The organism is Enterococcus sp. DIV0176, assembly GCF_050528535.1.
In the GTDB taxonomy this organism is placed as follows: Bacteria; Bacillota; Bacilli; order Lactobacillales; family Enterococcaceae; genus Enterococcus_B; species Enterococcus_B thailandicus.
The window spans coordinates 1,085,661-1,102,678 of record NZ_CP172879.1; the positions used below are offsets into that span (position 1 = coordinate 1,085,661).

Below are 17,018 nucleotides of genomic sequence, written 5' to 3' on the forward strand. Positions count from 1 at the left end.
AAATAATAGCAAAAAATCAATGTACATTTTTTGTCTATGTTTTTGAGAACGAGTCATAGAATAAAAGAGAGAAGGTGAATACATGGGGAAGCGATTACGTTGTGAATTATTTGGTAATCCTAAAATTTATTTAAATGATGAACCCGTCTTTTTTGCATTTTCAAAAATCAACGCACTTATTTATTATTTAGCCCTTAATGGTTCAGTTAGTAGGGATGAAATTGCGGGAGTTTTGTGGTCTAATAAATCAGAAAAAAGTGCAAAAAAAAATCTTCGAAACACAATCTATCAGGCGAACAAAGAATTAGAAGAGGAGTTTATTGTTTCTCCAAATAAAGCAATTCTGCAATTGAATGATGCTTTGGTACAACCAAGTGATGTCGATCGTTTTTTACAAGATCCAGTAAATCACTTAGATGAATATCATGATGAGTTTTTAAAAGGTTTTTTCTTAAAAGATTCAGATGAATTTGATTTATGGGTGACAAAAATGCGCAATTATTTTGAACAAAAATTCATTCAAAGTTGCTATCAAAAAGTCGCCACAGATATTGAAAATAACCAGTTGATCGATGTAGAGAAAAACATTCGACGATTAATTGCAATTGATGAGTATGATGAGCGAAATTATCAAATGTTGATGAAATTTTATCAGGATAGTCACAGAAATGGAAAAGTTATTGAGACTTATTATGACCTTTCCAGTATATTGGATGAAGAATTAGGAATTAAACCAAGTGAAGAAACACGAGCAATCTATGAAAAAACGTTAGCCATTGTTAAAAGAAAAAAAGAACAGAAAAAAGTCAAAAATTACCGTTTTTTTGGTAGAACAGCGGAAGTGGAAGTGCTGGAAGCAAACCTTGACTGTTTTTTTCATAAGCAGCCATTTCAATCAATCATTGTTCAAGGAGATGATGGTATTGGAAAGACGGCTTTGTGTCAGCTTGTTTTGAGCAATACGGCACCAAAAATCTTGATTAAGGTGACTTGTTATCAAGCAGAACAGAGTTTTACATTAAGAGTGTGGCGGGAGATTATCAATCAGATTGATCAAATTGTACTAGATGAAAAAATAGTAAAAGAAGAAACCTGGCGTGCTATGTGCTATCGATTTTTTCCTAGTTTTATCGACAACCAGAGTGCAAAATTTGAAGAATCAGTGGATGATTCAGATATTAATTACCTCTCTCAGTTTTTGCTTGTTATCCTTAAAAAAATTGCCAAGCTTCATTCTGTGGTCTTTTTAATAGAAAATTTACAGTGGATAGACGAGCGAAGTCTGCAACTATTAACAAGTGTGTTACTACACAATGAAGATTGTATGTTTCTTCTAACCTTGCGGACAGATCATCACAAACGAATTACTGATTTTATCAATGCTGTTAGTCATTATGATAAACTCACACAAATTTTATTAGAGCCTTTCCCTAGAGAAGCAGTCAAAGCCTTTGTTGAAAAGCAAATACCAGATCAAAAATTTAGTTATGATTTTTATGACAGGCTCTACAATGAATCAGAAGGAAATCCACTTTTTTTAATGGAATACGTTCGACAGCTTAGAATAGGGACAAAAATTTCGTATATTACGCCAAAAATTCAAGAAGAACTTGAATTTTCACTGACACAGCTTTCAACATTTGATGAAGAGGTGTTAGAAATTGTTTCCTATTTTCGAGAGTTAGCGGAGCTATCGATGCTAGCGACTATTTTACGAACCAATCATGAGCAACTTGCGCAGGCGATTGAAAATTTACAACAGCGAAATTTATTGATTGAACGAGTATTTTCTGGAAAAATCAGTGTTTGTTTCAAGCAAAAAAAATTACAAGAATATATTTACTCAAAACAATCAACAACAAAGCTTCGTGTCATTCACGAACAAATTGCTTCCTTATTTGAACAACAATGGAAGTTGACGAATGACAACGAGCTATTAGCATTGATTGCGTATCATTATAAGTATGCCAATCAAGAATTGAAATCTCTTGATTATGAATTATCGAAATTGGAGTTGTCTTTGAAGTTTCAACATGAACTTTTTCCTATCTATAATGAACGAAGCGAAATAGCGATTGAACTTCAGCCAATCGAATGGCAAAAAGAATTTGAAAAATTTGAGCAAATTGGTGAGCAACTTAAAAAGAATGAAGAGTTATATGGTGAGCAAGAGGACTATCAACTATTGTTAATGAAATATTTATATCTTGAGGGGCGTTACTTTATTAATCGTGGGAATTATATTCGGGGAATAGAAAACATTCAGCGGGTGATTGTAAAAGCAAGGGAATATCACAATGATTGCTATCTGGTGAAAGCTTATCGACAAATGATCTATTATTTTATCCAGACAGATAATGCAAGTGAGATGGCACAATATATAGAATTAGCAATGTCTATTTCCATCAGGACAAATGATCATGAATCAATCGGGATTTTATTGCGTTTAAAAGGTTTATATAACTTAATGGTGGGTGAACTAGAAGTGGCTGAACGATTGTTTCATGAATCCATTACAATTTTTACTATTTCTGATGAAGTCAGAGAAAAATATGCGAGCAATATCGCTGCGTCCTATGATTATCTAGCAGAAATTGAACGTTTGCGGAAAAATTACCAGCAGGCTATTTCTTATCAGAAAAAAGCCATTGTTTTGTGTGAGGAAACAAACCTAGTTACCAGTTTGGTCATTTTTTATGTAGATATGGGTATTTCAGCTTTTGCTGCACAAGACTATAAAGAGGCCAGACTCTATTTGCAACGATCAAATGAAATGTATGTCAATCTGACTTCTCCTTGGAAAAGGACACAACTCAGTGTCTATCTTGCACTAATTGATTTGTTAGAAGGTGAGTATCATGCAGTTTTTGAAGCTCTCCTACGATTTAATGAAATTCAAACACAAATGACGAATCCGAGAGACTTGGGCATTTTATATTTTTATCAAGCAATCGTCAAGCATTTGTTAAATACACAGGTGATGGTGGAGCCGAATCTAAGTAAGTTACTTGAGAGAGAAGAAACGTATTATTACGAAAAAGCAGTCGAAAACCTTAGTCCTTATCGAGATCAATATGAGTTACATTATTTACGAGAAGTTGTTTTTGATAAGATATCGTCCTAATCAAAAATGAAGAGGGCAGCACTTCCTGTACGAATGCTAAGTTAAGCCCAAACAAAAAAGAGCCGAGGAACGCAGAGGTACTCCTTGGCTTTTTTCTTTATTCAATGTCATTTTTAGCATGGAACTATCATCTTTTTTAACAGGAGAAGTGCTTCTTTTGGATATTTTTGAGAAAGTAGTCCAAGTGCGGAAAATAAATAATGTGTATCAATAAAAAACTTAGGTGATATTGGCTTTAAATGAATCCTATCAGAGATACAAGCGTGCTTTAAAATCTGCTTAGGTTGTGGATGATGGACTAGAACGCCACCAGTTCCGATGACATTTGGGAAATTTCGTAAGTCCTTTCCGTTTTGATAGAAAATAGTTCTGTTAGGTGTTTGACTGGCACGCAGAGTACCAACATGTCGATTCACTGAAAGAGCAACAGCATTGGATGCCAATAGTACATCCAGTTGTTGCTCTTGCTTTGTATCAGGAAGATAAGTTGGTTGGACGATTCTTTTTTGAATACTTCTGTATAGTGCTTGTTTATCTCCGCAAAATAATCGTTGGAAGTCTTCAAAGCCAACTGCTTCAATCAGACTTTCTGAAGAATAACGCATACCTAGATCGCCTTCAACAGTTCTTTTTGAGTAAGGTTCTTCTAAACCTTCAAAAAATGTTTGATCATCTGTAATTGCTGGATTTCCCACACTAAATACATCTGTAGTTGCTCCACCAACGTCGACTACTAAAGTGTGGCCAATTCCTTCTATAGTTGGAAGACCGTCAGCTAATAACTGGATAGCCAGTAAAACAGATGTAGGTGTTGGAATAATGGGCAACAGACTTTTTTTTGCAACTAAATCAATACCGTTTGTGTGAATGATTTTTTTTAAGAAAATCTCTCTTGCAATTTTTCTTACAGGCTCTGCCTGTAGTACATTTACTTTAGGCATAACATTTTTTGTGTAGTAAATGGTTAGATGCGTATTAGTTAAAAGCGAACGAATTTCAGAAATTGCTGCTTCATTTCCTGCAACTAAAATGGTTCCTGAAGATAAATAGCGATGGAGCATTTTGGCATTATGACAGATGATTTGTTGATTTCCTCCATTTGTTCCTCCTGACAAAAGGATGATGTCCGCATTTAGCTGATTCATCTCTTCTACTTGCTCTTTTGTCAGTCTATAATGATAGGTTTTGACTACTCTTGTTCCAGCGCCAAGTGCTGCACGTTTTGCTGCCTCTGCTGTGAGACTTTCAGTTAAACCAATAGCAATCATCCGAAAACCACCCCACGCAGAGGAGCAAATAAAGACATCATCAAACATTGGCAAACCAAGTTGATGCAACAAACTGGTTTCACCTGTTTGATAACATGTCATAATCCCTTGCTCATGAGAGGTAGGTAGGCTAAGATGAGCAACTACCTGTATGGTTGTTACGTTTATTGCAGTAAACTTTGTATAAGTACTTCCGAAATCCACGAGTAAAATGAACTTATTCATCTTTTGAACCTCCTATTTAGAAAAATATTTAATGAGAAAAAATTAATTTATGTTTTACTTTCCTCATTTTAGAATCAATTAAACGTCAAAAGTATCGGAAATGGTTCTAAAATCTATGTACTGATTAAATTTTATATCGATCTAAAAAAGAAGAAGATTTTCTGTTTGTTTCTTCCTATTTATTTAATTAAGATGATTTTCATTCGTTTTAACAGTTACTTTCTATCCTTACAAAAAAAGACTGTCTATGTTATCAAAATTATCTAGAGAATGAATAGTTTTTCAGTTGGGCGTCAGTTACTTTTTAATCACTAATAATACTCTGAGTGTAAAAAAAAGTAGTCAAAAAAATGTCAAATAATTTGCCTCAAAAAAATAAGTGAATCTTTTGAAACGGAATTAGTTTGGATGAAATGGTCGTTGAATGATGAGAAAAGACTGATATCACGCTATTTATACGTGTTGACCAACCCATATAAGCATGATAAGGTAAATTCGTAAATGAAAGCGTTAACAAAATATGGATCTTGTTAACGTAGCAATCTTGATTTTTTAGAACAAGAACTGTGATGAGAAACTGCGTGTTTTTATTTTGTGCGGGAGTGATGACCTGCGCAAACGGAAGTCTATACTTTGGTAATTAAAAGAAAGTTAAAAGACGAAAGTGAAAAAAGAAAGGATGTTTTAAATGGCAAAATTAATTGAGTGTATCCCAAATTTTAGTGAAGGTCGCGACGAAAAAGTAATTGAAGGCTTAGTGAATACTGCAAAAAGTGTCAACGGTGTTACTCTTTTGGACTATTCATCGGACGCAAGTCATAATCGCAGTGTGTTTACCCTAGTTGGTGATGAAGAAGGGATTCAAGAAGTTGCCTTTCAATTAGTTAAGTATGCGAGTCAAAACATTGACATGACCAAACATCATGGTGAGCATCCTCGTATGGGTGCAACGGATGTTGTTCCTTTTGTCCCAATTAAAGATGTGACAACTGAAGAATGTGTTGAGATTTCAAAAAAAGTAGCTAAAAGAATTAATGATGAGTTGAACATTCCAATCTTCTTGTATGAAGAATCGGCAAGTACACCTACTCGTACAAACTTAGCAAAAGTAAGAAAAGGACAATTCGAAGGAATGGCCGAGAAATTATTAGAAGAAGAGTGGGCACCTGACTTTGGTGAACGAAAACCACATCCAACTGCTGGAGTTACTGCTGTAGGGGCACGCATGCCACTAGTTGCATTTAATGTAAATCTTGATACCGATAACATTGCTATCGCAAATAGAATTGCAAAGATTGTTCGTGGATCTGGCGGGGGATTTAAATATTGTAAGGGAATTGGTGTGATGTTGGAAGACCGAAATATTGCGCAAGTTTCCATGAATATGGTGAATTATGAAGGTACGCCATTATATCGAGCATTTGAAACGATTCGCTTTGAAGCAAAAAGATATGGCGTCAATATTATTGGCAGTGAAGTTATTGGGTTGACTCCTGCAAAAGCACTCATTGATTGCGCAGAATACTATTTGCAAATTGAAGAATTTGATTATAAAAAACAAGTATTGGAAAATCATCTACTAAACTAGGAGGACTGAGCATGAAATTAATTGATCAAAAAGTAAAAGAATTTGTAACGGTCTTAGGATCTGATGCACCAGCTCCTGGAGGTGGATCAGCATCAGCGCTTGCAGGTGCAATGGGTATTTCACTAACAAAAATGGTGACAGAATTAACCATTGGAAAAAAGAAATATGCAGAATTTGCAGAAGAAATGAGTGCAGCGCAACAAGAAGCGACTCGTTTACAATCTGCGTTCGTACGCGCCATTGATGAAGATACAGAGGCATTTAATAAAGTGTCGGCAGTATTTACGATGCCAAAAGACACAGAAGAAGAAAAAGAACTACGCAAGCAAACGATGCAACGTGCTTTAGAAGGTGCAACACAAACGCCTTTCAAAATGATGGAAATTGCGGTGGAAGCATTAAAAGTCACCAGAGAATTGATTGGAAAATCCAATACAAACGCAGCAAGTGACTTAGGTGTAGCAGCATTAAATTTGAAATCTGCATTGCAAGGGGCTTGGTTAAACGTCTTAATCAATCTTTCAGGAGTAAAAGACGAAGCATTTGTTACTCGATACAAAGAAAAAGGAAATGCATTGTTAAGTGAAGGAATGAGTCTGGCAGATGAAATCTATACTGCCATCGAAAAAATTGTCTAGCTAGGAAGGAAGAGAAAAATGACAAACTTATCAGATATCGAAATTGCAAATCAAGTTGAGATGAATCCAATTACGGACATTGCTGAAAAACTTGGAATTCCTAAAGAAAGCCTCGCATTGTATGGCGATTACAAAGCAAAAATCAATGTTAGCAAGCTAGAAAATTTAGACAAAGCGAAACGAGGGAAACTAATTCTTGTAACAGCAATCACACCGACGCCAGCTGGTGAAGGAAAAACAACTACTTCCGTTGGGTTAGTTGATGCTCTAACAAAAATTGGAAAGAAGGCAGCCATTGCGTTACGCGAGCCCTCTTTAGGACCAGTATTTGGTGTGAAAGGTGGAGCAGCAGGGGGAGGCTATGCGCAAGTAGTGCCAATGGAAGACATCAACTTGCATTTTACTGGCGATTTCCATGCAATTGGTGCGGCTAATAATTTACTGGCAGCTTTGCTAGATAACCATATCCATCAAGGTAACGCATTAGGGATTGATAGCCGAAGAATTACTTGGAAGCGTGTTGTAGATATGAATGATCGACAACTACGTCATATTGTGAATGGTCTACAGGGAAGAATTAATGGTGTTCCCCGTGAAGATGGCTACGATATTACAGTTGCCTCTGAAATTATGGCGGTTCTATGTTTAGCAAATAACATTACTGATTTAAAAGAAAAACTAAAAAAAATCATTGTTGCATATAGCTTTGAAGGAACTCCTATCACAGCAGGAGATTTAAAAGCAGAAGGGGCAATGACTGCTCTTTTAAAAGAAGCAATCCAACCAAACATTGTACAAACACTTGAACATTCACCTGCATTTATTCATGGGGGACCATTTGCGAATATTGCCCATGGTTGTAACAGTGTTCTCGCTACAAAGCTTGCATTGCAATATGCCGATTATGCAGTAACAGAGGCTGGATTTGGAGCAGACTTAGGCGCAGAAAAATTTATTGATATCAAGTGTCGGTTAGCCGAATTAAAACCAGACGCAGTTGTCTTAGTTGCGACGATTCGTGCATTAAAAATGCATGGAGGAATGAAAAAAGCTGATTTAGGAACAGAAAGCGTAGAAGCCGTTCTTAAAGGCCTTCCTAATCTGGAAAAACATTTGAGTAATATTCAAGAAGTATATGGTATGCCTGTTGTAGTTGCAATCAATAAATTTCCTACCGATACGGATGCTGAGTTAGCTGCTGTCGAAAAAGCTTGCGAAGAACGAAACGTTGAAGTAACACTATCAGATGTCTGGGCGAAAGGTAGCGAAGGCGGCATTGATCTTGCAAATAAAGTAATAGAACTAGCAGAAAAACCCAATAGTTTTAGTCATGTTTATGATCTATCAGATTCAATAGAAGAAAAATTAACGAAAATCGTTCAACGAGTGTATGGTGGAAAAGGGATAGAACTTGCACCAAGCGCTCGAAAAGAACTTGCGGAATTAGAAAAACTTGGATTTACTGAGTATCCTATTTGTATGGCAAAAACGCAGTATTCTTTCTCAGATGATGCGACTCTGCTGGGAGCACCTAAAGATTTCACGGTAACTATTCGCAATCTAAAAGTGTCTGCTGGCGCAGGATTTATTGTGGCTTTAACAGGTGCGGTAATGACAATGCCAGGTCTACCGAAATCACCAGCAGCAGAACGAATTGACGTAGATGCTGAAGGAAATATCTCTGGACTATTCTAAGATGAATGTAGAACATTTTAGGAGTAGCCAATATCATCAATCAACTTGGAGTGGAGGAAAAACAACCGAGCTTTTCCTCTTTCCCCCGGAGGCAAATTATCAGCGGAGAGTATTTGATTATCGAATTTCCAGCGCCACGATTGAGGAACAGTATTCTATGTTTACTGTATTACCTGGATACAACCGACTTTTGATGCCACTTGAAGGAAGTGTCACACTGACGAATAGTGAACAAACGGTACGACTAGAAACGTTTGATGTAGGCGAATTTGACGGAGAACTTTCTACAACAAGTGTGGGGAAATGTGTTGACTTTAATTTAATTTATAAAAAATCCATGCAGGGGGAGATGAAGCGTGTTCAAACACATAATTCTCTATATTCAGTAGAAAAAGATTGTTATCTGTATTGTGTCGAACAATGTACAGTAAAAATAAAGCACGTTACTTATTTCTTGAAACAATCTGATAGTCTCGCGCTGACTGGAATAACAGAACGAACTGCGATAGAACTGTTACCAAAGGACGATGTTGTTAAACTAATTTATGTCAGTTGCAATTAGATTCGAATGAAAGCGCTTTAAGAAGAGGAGGGAAACCATGCAAAATGAGGAACAGATTCCGGAAATTTCAGACATTAAAGATCCAGAAGAATTTTCGAAGGGAGAAGAAAATGAAAAGTTCAGCCTGAGCGGTGCGACATTATATGGAATTAACGCGGTCATTGGTTCAGGAATTTTCTTACTTCCAAGGACGATCTATCAAGATTTAGGACCAGCATCACTAGTAGCGATACTCGTTGTCGTATTACTTGTGTTGATGCTTGCCGTTTGTTTTGCGGAAGTAGCAGGGTATTTTAGTAAAAATGGTGGGGCGTTTCAATATACAAAAGCAGCCTTTGGTGATTTTGTTGGATTTAACGTTGGAATTTTGGGCTGGTTTGTAACAATCATTGCCTGGGCTGCGATGGCTGCAGGATTTTCGAAATTATTAATTCAAACATTTCCAACATTAGAGGGACAAAATACCCTGATAAGTGTGCTATTGATTATCTTTTTATCAATAATCAACAGTATGGGGATTAAAACATCAAAGATTTTTACAATCACGATTACTATTGCAAAATTAATTCCAATTATTGCCTTTACTTTGATGAGTATTTTCTTTATAAAAAATGGGATTAATGCTGGAAACTTTACACCTTTTCTACAACTGAATCCTGATATGACCTTGTCTCAGGCGATGGCATCTACTTCACTAACTGTGTTTTATGCATTTATTGGATTTGAAGCTTTGCCAGTAGTTGCAGGGGAAATGCGAAATGCGAAGAAAAATGTACCAAAGGCAATTATCGGATCAATTAGCATTGTATCTATTTTGTATTTTATGATTATTGCTGGAACGATCGCGATGTTAGGCACAGGGATTCTTCAAAGTAATGCTCCAGTGCAGGATGCATTTGTTGAAATGGTAGGTCCGGCAGGAAAATGGATTATTTCAATTGGGGCATTAATTTCTATTGCTGGATTAAACATGGGGGATTCATTGATGATTCCACGTTATGGTGCTTCCATTTCAGACGAAGGATTATTGCCGAAAGTTATTGCAAAGAAAAATGCTAAAGGAGCACCGATTGTCGCCATTATTGTATCCGGGTTAATTACGATTGGCTTTTTATTAAGTGGTTCATTTGAACAATTGGCTGAATTGAGTGTGGTTTTCCGTTTCTTCCAATATATTCCCACAGCTTTGGCGCTGATTTGGCTTAGACGGAAAAAGATGGATACTGTACCAGCCTTTAAGCTACCTCTAGGACCGATTATCCCTGTTATCTCCATTGCGGTGAGTATTTGGATGGTAGCAGCAGCTAATCCATTCAACCTAATTGCTGGGTTAGTCGGAGTGATTGTTGCCAGTCTTCTCTATTTTGTGATCAATAAAGGAAGTAGACCTGGAACAACACCAGAGTAGAAATGTTGAATATAAGCGAATGAAAATTGGAGGATATTAGACATGAAAGCGGATGAAGAAACAATTATTTTAGATGGTAAAAGTTTGACATTGGAAGATGTGGTTGCCGTTGCAAGAAGAAATGTCCAAGTGAGCATCGCAGAAAGCGCAGAAGAAGCGGTCAACCGCTCTCGGAAAATCATTGACGACATCGTAACCGAAAAAAGAGTGGTATATGGGGTAAATACAGGGTTCGGTTCATTATGTAATGTGAGCATTTCCCAAGAAGACACAGCACAGCTACAAGAAAATCTTATTCGGACACACGCTGCTGGTTTTGGGGATCCTTTTGCAGAAGATGTCGTTCGTGCAATCATGCTGATTCGCGTGAATTCACTTGTGAAAGGCTATTCTGGTATTCGATTAAGTACGGTAAAAGCACTGATGACCATGTTAAATAAAGGAGTTCATCCATTTATCCCAGAAAAAGGTTCACTAGGTGCTTCTGGAGATTTGGCGCCATTAGCACACATGGTGATGCCTTTACTCGGTCTTGGAAAAGCTTACTACAAAGGAGAATTATTGCCAGGTAAAGTGGCAATGGAGAAGGCTGGATTAGCCATTATTCAATTGAGTGCAAAAGAAGGTCTTGCATTCATTAATGGAACAACTGTTTTAACGGCTGTGGGTGCGCTAGCAACGTACGATTCAATCGAGTTGTTGAAACTTTCAGATATTGCAGGAGCACTTTCTTTAGAAGTACATGGAGGAATATCTAGCCCGTTTGAAGAAGACCTACACACCATTCGTCCACAAAGCGGACAGTTAGCAACTGCTAGAAACATTCGTCGGTTGATTGAAGGAAGTGGTTATATCACAGAGGCAACCCCTGATCATGTGCAAGATCCGTATACTTTACGCTGTATGCCACAAATCCATGGTGCTAGTAAAGATTCTGTCGCGTATGTGAAAGAGAAAGTTGAAATTGAGATTAACTCAGTGACCGATAATCCAATCATTACACGTGATGGAAAAGTAATTTCTGGTGGGAATTTCCACGGAGAACCAATGGCGCAACCATTTGATTTTCTAGGAATTGCCGTAGCTGAAATAGGGAATGTGTCTGAACGTCGTGTGGAACGATTAGTAAACAAACAACTAAGTAAACTCCCTTCGTTCTTAGTTAAATATCCTGGATTAAATTCCGGATTTATGATTACGCAATACGCTTGTGCTTCCTTAGTTTCTGAAAATAAAATCTTAGCACATCCAGCAAGTGTAGACTCTATCCCATCTTGTGAAAATCAAGAAGACTTTGTTAGTATGGGAACAACTGCTGCACGAACTGCCGCAGAAATCTTACTGAATTCTAGACGTGTGGTAGCAACTGAAATAATGGCGGCCTGTCAGGCAATAGATATCCGCGGTTATCAAGACAAACTAGGAAAAGGAACACAGGCTGCTTATCAAGCATTCCGCCAATTCGTGGCATTTATTGAACATGATAAAGAAATTGAAATGTATGAGGAATTAAACAAGGCAACAGAAGTCATGATTCATGGCGATTTATTATCTGCTGTAGAAAAAGAAGTAGATTTAGCTATTCAATTTAGCTAGTTGATTAACCAGATTGATGAGTGGAACCAGTAGAAAGAAAAGGTTGCTTCAGTCTTCTCTACTGGTTTACACTTTTTGTTTTCCTACAGCAATGCATTCTTGAATGAGGAGGCTGACATATGAAGTACCAAAAGCAAAAGAAAACAGCAGGTATTTGCTAGGTGAATCTGAAAAATGGCCATTTGTTGAAAATAAAGCACGTGAAGTCTTCAATGAGGAAATGAAGGAAGTGTAGCAGCATGTTTCAGGCAAAACAAGAAAAGTTTTGGCAAGATTTGGTAACAAAAGTAACTATCGCGTTAATCTATGCATTCTTATATTCGATAGCCCTTAACTTTTTTTGGCAACCGGGACATATTTATGCAGGCGGATTGACTGGGATTGCGCAAATTCTTTCTACTTTATTTGATCGAACTGGAGGATTTACGTTGTCTATTTCGGTTATCTATTATTTGTTGAATGTTCCGATGTTTATCTTAGCATGGGTTAAGATAAATAAAAAATTTGTCTTTTTTACAGTAATCTCTGTAACTTTTGCTTCTTTTGCTATTTCAATGGTTCCAACGGTTTCGCTAACGAATGACCCCATCATTTGTGCTATTTTTGGTGGAGTTATCAATGGATTTTCTTTAGGTTTAGCGTTGAAATATGGAATTGCTACCGGAGGAATGGATGCACTTATTATTACACTTAGACAACATACTGGACGAAGTGTTGGTGCAATCTCAATGGGAATTAACGGGCTAATTATTTTGACTGCAGGTTATCTGTTTGGCTGGCCTTATGCATTTTATAGTTTGCTTGCTATTTTTGTCAGTGGAAAGGTAACTGATTTAGTCTATGTCAAGCATCAAAAAGTTCAAGTTATGGTGATTACGCAACAGCCAAACCACGTCATCCCAGAATTACAAAAGGTTTTGAAGCGGGGAATTACGGTCATTCCCCAAGGATATGGAGCTTATGATTATCGTGCCCAAACAATTTTGATTACAGTCATTACTTTTTATGAGATGGAGCTTTTAGCAAAAATCATGAAAGAAGTTGATCCAAAAGCGTTTGTTAGTGTCTCGCAAGACATTAAAATTCTAAGTCACTTTGAAGAATTAGATATATTATAAATGAATCATTAAAATGGAAAATCAGTTTTTGAAGGTTGAGGAGATAGGTCGATGTTAAATCCAAATGAAATTCTACAACACAGTATTCGGGTGGGGAGTCAAAAAATTGAAAAAACTCTTTTAGCAAAGCTAATCTTGGGGTTCATCGGGGGTGCAATGATTTCATTGGGATATCTGGCATATTTTCGTGTATCTGCATCAATTTCTGTTGAGTTCCCAAGCCTTGCAAGTCTGGTGGGAGCAAGTGTGTTTCCAGTTGGACTGATTGTCATCTTATTAGCAGGTGGTGAATTAGTCACAGGAAATATGATGGCAGTTAGCTGTGCATTTTTTGCAAAAAAAGTGACACTAAAGGAATTAATAAGTAATTGGGGAGTCATTACACTTGCGAATATTGTGGGTGCCATTTTTGTCGCCTATTTTTTTGGTCACTTTGTCGGGTTAACTCACACCGGTGTTTTTCAAGAACAAGTAATCAGTGTTGCCCAGCATAAAGTAGAGAGTTCATTTTTTCAAGCTTTTGTTTCAGGTATTGGCTGTAACTGGTTTGTGGGTCTTGCTTTATGGTTAGGTTATGGAGCAAAGGATACAGCTGGGAAAATTTTAGGGATCTGGTTTCCGGTGATGGTTTTTGTCGCCATTGGATTTCAACACAGTGTGGCAAATGCGTTTGTCATTCCAGCAGCCATTTTTGAAAGCAGTGGGACTTGGCTGGACTTTATTCAGAACTTTATTCCCGTTTATTTAGGAAATATTGTTGGCGGATCTGCATTTGTTTCCGGATTCTACTATCTAAGTTATACTCATCATTAAATAAAAAATAACAGAGTAGAGGACAAAGCGTTAAGTGTCATAAGAGATGGGATGTTGCTCTATGAACGAAGAATAAGTATTCGCGGTTTTGCCCTCGCATTCGCTGCATGAATTTTTGTGTAGCAGCTCTAGAGGAGATGCTCGTAATGAATAAATTAAATGTACACGCTCTGACAACCATTAGTTTACTAATTGCTCTGATGGTTCTATTGTCTCAAGTATTTGGCTTTGAAACACAGTTAATAAAAATAACCTTTGATTTTATCCCCGAAGTAGTTATGGCGTCTCTGTTTGGTCCTTTTTGGACGGGCGTAGGCGCGTCTGTTGCAGATATTATAGGAAATACTTTGTTAGGGAAAGCGCCATTCTTTATCGGCTTTACACTTAACGCATTTATTGGTGGCTGTGTCTATGGTTTCTTCTTTTATAAAAAAAGTGTCACACTTAAAAATGCCTTTTTTTGTGTGTTGGTGAACACCTTGATTATTAGCCTGTTTTTGACACCATTATGGCTGTCCATAATGTATGATATTCCTTTCACGGATGGAAAACTTTGGGCCGTTCGTTTAATCAAAGCAGTTGTGATGTTGCCAATTCAAACGAGTCTTATCTTCTTCTTTGGTAATGCCATTCCAATAAGAATAATTGGTAAGCGATTCGTTTCGTAAAAAACAGAATGAATGACACTTCGTAAGCGTAGATACCTTAGATGAATGCCTGTCTTTTAAGCCAAATTCTTTGGCTGATCTTACTTATCGTATAGGAAGCATGTATCAAAATTCTGGTAGCTACTCTTTTTGTTTTGATTCTTTTGTATTAGAGTGCAGGAGAAGACGTTTGAGAAAAATAAAATTTCTTTTATCGTCAGAAAGGGCATGAAAAAATAGGAACTTACTTCGAGGTCACTCATCGATATAGCTGATTTGGATAGGCGCTGTATCGAGGATGACTAAACTTTCCTATCAATTAGCTATATCGTTTTTATTCAATAGATGAATAGATGGGTGAGGAGATATAGTGATGGACAATAAAGAAAAATTAATCAATTGGAAAAAAAGTGAAGAGAATCAAAAAAATTCAAGATTGGGATTTTTCTTATCTTGAACGATGAGCGACAATTTTTTTAAAAATAGAAGAAACTTTCTTCAGAGAAAATGAGCACAAAAAAATAGGACCCGAATAAAAAGATGATTTCGATTTTCTAACAGAAAATTGAAATCATCTTTTTTGAATCAACGAATGCTGTTTTTATCATTTAATCGTTTCTTTATGTAAACCGAATCAGTCAGAAATAAGTTTCTTTTGTTTCGACTTCCATTGACTAAAAAAAGCGATAGCTTCTTTTTTGTTTTTACTTCTTTGGTTTAGCAGCTTTGTTCGCTTTTTTTGTGTCAGGAGTTTCTGGTTTTAAAAAACGGTTGATCTCTTCGTTAGAAGCTACTTTTTTCTCTGGATCCACTGCAAATGACTCGAAAAGTTTGTCGAGATTATCTGTACGTTCGAATTTTAGTCCCATTTTTATCACCTCATTGATAGTGTACCATGTAATTCTTAAAAATCTACTATATTTTATGAAGTCGAAAAATTTTGGTTTTTGGCGTTTGTTAGTTATAATTAGATTATAAAAAGATTTGAAAGAGGTGAGAAAAATGTTTGGCGAAGAAAAACTATTGATGACTATCCAGATGAACCACCTAGAGGAACGTGACAAAATCCAAGAAATAACTGATTGGGGTATACTTATTCGTTTATTGATCCAGCCGACATTTTTTCGACCTTTTCATGAAGCAACTGAATCCTTTCATTTGAAAAAATTTCAATTGGCATTGGAGTTAGCGGTAGAGAATGAACAAATTTTTTTCGTAGTTGGAAACGAAGAAAATGAATGCAGCTTTCATTATGAAAATCAGCAACTATTAATTAAAAATGTGATTGATAAACAAGTCTTTAATGAAAAAGAAGCATTGATTCATGACTATCTTCGTATGAAAATGGCAACTCATGGTGTATTTGCTTATTTACGTGCCTATAGCGAATTCTTGACACATAATACAAAAGAAATTGAGCGACGAACATTATTTGAGACACAAGAAGAAATTGGTAGCCTTCCTAAGATGAAAGGGCAGGAAGGTGAAGTGATCGTTGATTGTAATCATTTTGCTGGCTATGATTTATTTTATCGCGGCTTGTGCCTGACTTCTTGTTGGGAGATGTATTACAGTGCGGCTTACTTCAAAGTTATTCCAAAACCAATTTTTCTTGATGTTCAGCAAGTGGAAAGTATTACTGAACTAGAGAATCAGGTATTGAAGATCCAGCTTTACAAAAATCCATTTAATTGGCGAAAAAAAGAGAATCTTCGTTTTCAAGCTTATTATCGTGACCAGTTAGGTTTTGATCACTTGGCTTGGGATAACGGTGTTGGCTTACTGAAAGAACCATTTATTGAATATGCATACACTGATCGAGTAATCCAGTCCGTCCAGTATCAAAATCAAAATATGCAACCTGTACCAAAAAAAGCTGCGACTTTCTTTGTCACAAGAAGCTATGATATCGAACAAAATCAGTATCGTGAACGTCGTGTAAAAGGAGCGTTAAATGCGCAAGCTTATTTTCCTTGGGTTGATGAAAACCGTGCGCAAATGATGTGTTACAAAATGATTGATCCAACTGTCGCAATGGACGAAGGAATTCAAGCCTATTGCTATTACATTCGTGAATATTTGGAAGTAGAAGTCCAAGATGAAAAGTATCAAGATTATCAAGTGGTTTTGAGATTATATGTACCACCTGAAGCTTTAGCGAATTTACCAATTGCTGAAATGAAGCAGCAATTAACAGATATCCAAATAAGCCGACAGAAAAAGAAAAAAGGAACCATCTTCTTTGATTTGAAAAAAGGGGACAATCATTTAAGGGTCGTTTTCTTAGATTATCGTAAATTAGAAGCATTAACAACTATACAGAGAGCATGAGGTGG

General features: G+C 36.6%; 13 protein-coding genes and 1 riboswitch. Of the genes, 11 read left to right on the plus strand and 2 right to left on the minus strand.

Translation table 11 applies throughout. The features are described 5' to 3' along the window. Nucleotides 1-82 precede the first annotated feature (82 nt). On the plus strand, nucleotides 83-3,124 hold the full coding sequence (locus IGJ66_RS05185) for an AAA family ATPase (protein WP_075491022.1): 3,042 nt from the start codon (nucleotides 83-85) through the stop codon (nucleotides 3,122-3,124). Between the two features lie 113 nt (nucleotides 3,125-3,237). On the opposite strand, the gene glmL is transcribed toward IGJ66_RS05185, so the two are convergent. Further along, on the minus strand, nucleotides 3,238-4,617 hold the full coding sequence (gene glmL / locus IGJ66_RS05190) for a methylaspartate mutase accessory protein GlmL (RefSeq protein WP_430616918.1): 1,380 nt from the start codon (nucleotides 4,615-4,617) through the stop codon (nucleotides 3,238-3,240). Nucleotides 4,618-5,305: 688 nt separating this feature from the next. Between glmL and ftcD the strand changes: the two genes are divergently transcribed. From ftcD to IGJ66_RS05235, 9 genes are all read left to right on the plus strand, one after another. Further along, entirely contained in the window at nucleotides 5,306-6,205 is a 900-nt protein-coding gene (ftcD, locus tag IGJ66_RS05195; RefSeq protein ID WP_430616919.1) for a glutamate formimidoyltransferase, read from the plus strand. Between the two features lie 11 nt (nucleotides 6,206-6,216). Continuing rightward, nucleotides 6,217-6,843, plus strand: a complete 627-nt coding sequence (locus IGJ66_RS05200) for a cyclodeaminase/cyclohydrolase family protein (RefSeq protein ID WP_067484342.1) — start codon at nucleotides 6,217-6,219, stop codon at nucleotides 6,841-6,843. 18 nt (nucleotides 6,844-6,861) lie between these two features. Then, on the plus strand, nucleotides 6,862-8,538 hold the full coding sequence (locus IGJ66_RS05205) for a formate--tetrahydrofolate ligase (RefSeq protein ID WP_067484344.1): 1,677 nt from the start codon (nucleotides 6,862-6,864) through the stop codon (nucleotides 8,536-8,538). Between the two features lies 1 nt (nucleotide 8,539). Beyond that, entirely contained in the window at nucleotides 8,540-9,100 is a 561-nt protein-coding gene (locus IGJ66_RS05210; protein WP_430616920.1) for a HutD family protein, read from the plus strand. Between the two features lie 37 nt (nucleotides 9,101-9,137). Next, complete coding sequence (locus IGJ66_RS05215; RefSeq protein ID WP_067484349.1) at nucleotides 9,138-10,508, plus strand: APC family permease; 1,371 nt, start codon at nucleotides 9,138-9,140, stop codon at nucleotides 10,506-10,508. Between the two features lie 42 nt (nucleotides 10,509-10,550). Beyond that, nucleotides 10,551-12,104, plus strand: a complete 1,554-nt coding sequence (hutH, locus tag IGJ66_RS05220; RefSeq protein ID WP_071868486.1) for a histidine ammonia-lyase — start codon at nucleotides 10,551-10,553, stop codon at nucleotides 12,102-12,104. A gap of 239 nt (nucleotides 12,105-12,343) precedes the next feature. After that, on the plus strand, nucleotides 12,344-13,222 hold the full coding sequence (locus IGJ66_RS05225) for a YitT family protein (protein WP_067484353.1): 879 nt from the start codon (nucleotides 12,344-12,346) through the stop codon (nucleotides 13,220-13,222). Nucleotides 13,223-13,273: 51 nt separating this feature from the next. Continuing rightward, the gene (locus IGJ66_RS05230) at nucleotides 13,274-14,035 is read left to right on the plus strand and encodes a formate/nitrite transporter family protein (protein ID WP_067484355.1); all 762 of its coding nucleotides are present in this window, start codon (nucleotides 13,274-13,276) and stop codon (nucleotides 14,033-14,035) included. Between the two features lie 9 nt (nucleotides 14,036-14,044). After that, nucleotides 14,045-14,143: riboswitch (THF riboswitch) on the plus strand. A gap of 29 nt (nucleotides 14,144-14,172) precedes the next feature. Beyond that, the gene (locus tag IGJ66_RS05235; RefSeq protein ID WP_067484358.1) at nucleotides 14,173-14,703 is read left to right on the plus strand and encodes a folate family ECF transporter S component; all 531 of its coding nucleotides are present in this window, start codon (nucleotides 14,173-14,175) and stop codon (nucleotides 14,701-14,703) included. 683 nt (nucleotides 14,704-15,386) lie between these two features. On the opposite strand, the gene IGJ66_RS05240 is transcribed toward IGJ66_RS05235, so the two are convergent. After that, nucleotides 15,387-15,551 (minus strand): SPJ_0845 family protein, encoded by a 165-nt coding sequence (locus IGJ66_RS05240; RefSeq protein ID WP_086271020.1) that lies wholly within the window; start codon nucleotides 15,549-15,551, stop codon nucleotides 15,387-15,389. Nucleotides 15,552-15,684: 133 nt separating this feature from the next. Here IGJ66_RS05240 and IGJ66_RS05245 point away from each other — a divergent pair, with 133 nt between their 5' ends. Further along, nucleotides 15,685-17,013 carry a hypothetical protein gene (locus tag IGJ66_RS05245; RefSeq protein ID WP_075491030.1) on the plus strand — a complete coding sequence of 443 codons (1,329 nt, stop codon included), beginning with the start codon at nucleotides 15,685-15,687 and terminating at the stop codon, nucleotides 17,011-17,013. Nucleotides 17,014-17,018 lie beyond the last annotated feature (5 nt).